Origin of the sequence: uncultured Oscillibacter sp., assembly GCF_947654275.1 — a bacterium.
Taxonomy (GTDB): domain Bacteria; phylum Bacillota; class Clostridia; order Oscillospirales; family Oscillospiraceae; genus Oscillibacter.
Genome location: NZ_CANTJS010000098.1, coordinates 1 through 4,173, shown reverse-complemented (window position 1 = coordinate 4,173; position 4,173 = coordinate 1). Strand labels below are relative to the sequence as shown.

The 4,173-nt window shown below is 63.3% G+C and carries 4 protein-coding genes; 3 read left to right on the top strand and 1 reads right to left on the bottom strand.

Annotated elements, in window-relative coordinates; translation table 11 throughout:
• Positions 1-302: 302 nt before the first annotated feature.
• Positions 303-1,196 carry a DegV family protein gene (locus Q0063_RS14360; protein ID WP_297872643.1) on the bottom strand — a complete coding sequence of 298 codons (894 nt, stop codon included), beginning with the start codon at positions 1,194-1,196 and terminating at the stop codon, positions 303-305.
• A gap of 255 nt (positions 1,197-1,451) precedes the next feature.
• On the opposite strand from Q0063_RS14360, the gene Q0063_RS14355 reads away from it, so the two are divergent.
• From Q0063_RS14355 to Q0063_RS14345, 3 genes are all read left to right on the top strand, one after another.
• The gene (locus tag Q0063_RS14355) at positions 1,452-2,483 is read left to right on the top strand and encodes a transglutaminase family protein (protein ID WP_297872642.1); all 1,032 of its coding nucleotides are present in this window, start codon (positions 1,452-1,454) and stop codon (positions 2,481-2,483) included.
• A 198-nt stretch (positions 2,484-2,681) separates the two neighbouring features.
• Positions 2,682-3,722 carry a type II secretion system F family protein gene (locus Q0063_RS14350; protein WP_297872641.1) on the top strand — a complete coding sequence of 347 codons (1,041 nt, stop codon included), beginning with the start codon at positions 2,682-2,684 and terminating at the stop codon, positions 3,720-3,722.
• A gap of 4 nt (positions 3,723-3,726) precedes the next feature.
• The gene (locus tag Q0063_RS14345) at positions 3,727-4,053 is read left to right on the top strand and encodes a hypothetical protein (RefSeq protein WP_297872640.1); all 327 of its coding nucleotides are present in this window, start codon (positions 3,727-3,729) and stop codon (positions 4,051-4,053) included.
• The last annotated feature ends 120 nt before the right edge of the window (positions 4,054-4,173 follow it).

Sequence of the window (4,173 nt, the reverse complement as noted above, 5' to 3'; positions counted from 1 at the left end):
GAGGACGGGATTTCCTGAATACAGCTCGCAATCACGGAATAGGAATCAACAGAGCGCAGCAGAAACTGTGCGCCCCGCATTGGGCTCCTCCGGGACTCCATCCGCCGGACGGCCCTGCTCTATGGCCGCGCAAACCGGCAGGAGGAAGAGAATTTCTGAATACAATCCGCAATTGTGGAATAGAAATCGACAGAATGTATTGAAAAGTGTCGGACCACCCCGGACTCCGGGCCCGTCGTTGTTTGAACGAGGGGCCAAAATAACCGCCCCTCCATAACATGGAGGGGCGGAAGGAAACACGGTCAGTCCAGAACCTGAATGGCGGCGCCTAAAACGCCGTCTCCAATATAGACGCTCAGGGTGCCGTCAATCTCACCCTCCCAAATGTGGTCATAGTCCGGCAGGGCGGCGGTGAGCTTTTCCCGGAGCACGGCCATCTCCGCCAGCGCGCCGCCGTGGGCCACCGCCAGATTGTAGCGCCTGTGGCCGCCGCAGCGGTCCGACGTCATGGCCACCAGCTTGCCGATGACCTGATTCCGGCCCCGGACCTTGGCCACGGACTGGAGCTGTCCGTCGGAAGCAAAGCTGATGATGGGCTTGATTTGCAGAAGGGTCCCCGCTGTGGCGGTGACCTTGCCGATGCGCCCCCCCTTCAAAAGATACTCCAGGGTATCCACAGAGAAAAAGGGGAAGGTCCCGGCAATGAGCCGGGGGGCCCGGCGCTCCGTCAGCTCCTCCCAGTCCATGCCGCTGCGGATGTCCTCCGCCAGCTGAAGCAGCGTCAGGCCCTGGCCCAGGGAGCCGCTGACCGAGTCGAAGACCCGGATGGGAAATGCCTCCCCGCTCTCCTCCGCCACCAGGCGCACCAGGTTATAAGTGCCGGACAGTCCGCTGGAGAGCATGACGGCAATGACGCCGTCATAGCCCGCGGCCCGGATTTCCTCCAGCACGGCCCCCACACTCTCCACAGAGGGCAGGGACGTCTGAGGCAGCTCCCCCGCCCTGAGGCGGCGGCAGACCTCTTCGGCGCTGATATTCACGCCGTCGGCATATTCCCCGTCGGCGCAGAGGATGCGCAGGGGGACTGTGTAGATGTGGTTTTCCGCCCTCAGGCGGGGAGACAGGTCCGCGCAGGAGTCCGTCAGCAGCGCGATGTTCCTTGGGGACACGTATTCCAACCCCTTTTCATAATTCATAGACCAAACAGGCCGTCCGGGCCTGCCGCTGGGCAATATGACAATTATCCCACAAAAACCCAAAAACCGCAAGTCTTTTTTTGCGCCGCCGCAGCCGTGTCGGGTTTTATCCAAAAAAGACGGCGGCACGGATTTTTTCCTCTTGCGGGCCGGGAACTTTTTGGGTATAATGGGGGTCTAATATCAGTACATAACACCGTGCGGCCCCGGGCCGTCCGGATGTCCGGCGCCGCCGCGCCGGGGAAAGGAGTTTCTGTGAAAACATTTGCCAACCTTCAACACACCGCAGCCCTGAGCCGGAGATTCCTGCCGGCGCTGCTGGCGCTTCTGCTGCTGGCGGGCTGCGCCCAGCCGCCTGCCGCCCCCGCCGCCGGGGACGAGGCCGGTCTGCCCGAAGAGGATATTTTCATTGACCGGATGGTTCTGGAGGAAATCGAGCTGGAGAATGAGGCCGTCGCCCTGGCGGAGGGCCCCGCCGCCACGGATACGCTGCTGCTCCCCGTGGCCTCCGGCACCGCCGCGAAAAAGTCCGCCCGGGCCGTGGTGGACTACTCCAACATCACCGACGGCTATGTAATGGTCCAGTTCTCCGCCGCCACCGCCAAGCGCCTGAAGGTCCAGGTCAAGGGCCCTTCCACCACCTATACCTACGACCTGCCCGCCCAGGCCTGGACCACCTTCCCCCTGTCCGACGGCAACGGCGGCTATCAGGTGACGGTGCTGGAAAACACCAGCGGCAAGAAGTACGCCGTGGAGCTGTCCGTCTCCTTCACCGTGACGCTGAAGGACGAATTCGCCCCCTTCCTCCGGCCCAACCAGTATGTGAACTACGCCAACGCGGTCAACACCATAGCCAAAGCCAAGGAGCTGGCCGGCAGCGTCACCGACCCACTGGAAAAGGTGGGGAAGGTCTACGATTTCGTGGTGAAGAACCTGACCTATGACAAGCAGAAGGCCGCCACCGTTCAAAGCGGCTATCTGCCGGTGCTGGACACCGTGCTGTCCACGAAAAAGGGCATCTGCTTTGACTACGCCTCTCTGATGACCGGCATGCTGCGCAGCCAGGGGGTTCCCTGCAAGCTGGTGGTGGGCTACGCCGGAACCGCCTATCATGCCTGGATCAGCGTCTGGACGGCGGAAACCGGCTGGATTGACGGCGTGATTTACTTCGACGGCACCAGCTGGCAGCGGATGGACCCCACCTTTGCCTCCTCCAGCAACAGCAGCGAGTCCATTATGAAATATATCGGAGACGGAAGCAACTACACCACCAAATATCTCTATTGAGTTCCCGGGCTTACGCCCAAACCATCGGGGAACTCCGGAAAATTCAGATTCCCTCTTTACGAATCCGTTCAATTGGGTTAAAATGGGCTTGCGGCGCTCCGCAGGTCCATTTTTCCGGGTCCGCCCCGCTCCGCATGTCCCTTTTCTGCGTATCCTTTTTTGCACGCCAGTCTATTACATAGTGAATGGGAGTATCTGATGAACAACGTATTTTCTAATGAAGAGATTTCCTATCTCTGCCTGGAGCTGTCCCTGCTCTTCCATGCCGGCGTCAGCGCCGGCGATGCTCTGTCCCTTCTGGCGGAGGAGGGCGAGTCCGCCCACAAGGACCTGCTCTCCGCCATGGCCCGGCAGGTGGACAGTGGAGATCCCATGTCCGCCGCCCTGCGGGACAGCGGCTGCTTCCCCGCCTACGTCTGCGGCCTGGTGGAGGTAGGCGAGCGCACCGGCCGGAGCGAGGAGGCCCTGGCCGCCCTGTCCCGGTACTATGAGGACCGCATCCGCCTGGACCGGCGGGTCCGCAGCGCCCTGCTGTACCCGGCTGTGATGCTGGGGCTGATGCTGGTGGTCATCGCCGTGCTGCTGGTGAAGGTCCTGCCCATTTTCGACGACGTCTATGCCTCCCTGGGCGGGCGGCTCACCGGCGTGGCCGGGGGCCTGCTGACCCTGGGCCGCTGGCTGGACGGCGTGATGCCCGTGATCTGGGTGATTCTGGCGGTGCTGGCGGTGTTTGCCATCGCCTTCGCGGCCTCCGGTTCCTTCCGGGGCAGAATCCTCTCCGGCTGGCGGAAGAACCACGGGGACAAAGGCGTCTCCCGGAAGCTGAACACCGCCCGCCTGGCCCAGGCCATTGCCATGGGCATGGCCAGCGGCCTGCCGCCGGAGGAGGCCGTCTCCCTGGCCGCCGGCCTGATGGAGGACATTCCCGGCGCCAGGCAGCGCTGTGAGGACTGCACCGCCCGGGTCGAGAACGGCGAGGCTCTGGGCGTGGCCATGAACGCCAGCGGCCTGCTGCCTGCGGGACAGTGCCGCCTGCTGGAGCTGGGCCAGCGCAGCGGCGCCGGCGACTCCGCCATGGAGGCCATTGCCCGGGACCTCACCGAAGAGGGCGAGGCCGCCCTGGAGAGCCTGGTCAGCCGGGTGGAACCGGCCCTGGTGCTGGTGTGCTCCGTGCTGGTGGGTCTGATTCTGCTGTCTGTGATGCTGCCCCTCATGCACATCATGTCCGCCATCGGGTGAGCCTATGGGAAGAATGAGAGGAGCCCGCTGGGCGGACCTGCTCCGGGGCCTGCTGCTGCCGGTGATTGCCGCCGCGGCGCTGCTGATGTTTGCCGCCGCCCTGAGCAGTCTGGACCAGGGCCGGGCCGAGGAGGACATGCGCCAGCTGGAGGAGACCCTGCGGCGGGGCTGTGTGGCCTGTTACGCCGCCGAGGGGGTCTATCCCGCCGACCTGGAGTATTTGCAGACCCGCTATGGCGTTCAGATTGACGAGGAGCGCTATACGGTTCACTACTCCGTCTTCGCGGAAAATCTGATGCCGGATATCACGGTGCTGGAGAACGAGCCATGAAAAAAAGACCTATTCAACATCAACTGAACGGCCTGATGGCCCTGCTGCTCTTCGGGGTATTCGCCGCCTGCGTGCTGGCGGTGCTGCTGACCGGAGCCAACGCCTACCGGCGTCTGACCC

Excerpts from the sequence above, each read along its gene's own strand:
- Q0063_RS14360 (WP_297872643.1), bottom strand. The coding sequence starts at position 1,196 with ATGAATTATGAAAAGGGGTTGGAATACGTGTCCCCAAGGAACATCGCG.
- Q0063_RS14350 (WP_297872641.1), top strand. The coding sequence starts at position 2,682 with ATGAACAACGTATTTTCTAATGAAGAGATTTCCTATCTCTGCCTGGAG.
- Q0063_RS14345 (WP_297872640.1), top strand. The coding sequence starts at position 3,727 with ATGGGAAGAATGAGAGGAGCCCGCTGGGCGGACCTGCTCCGGGGCCTG.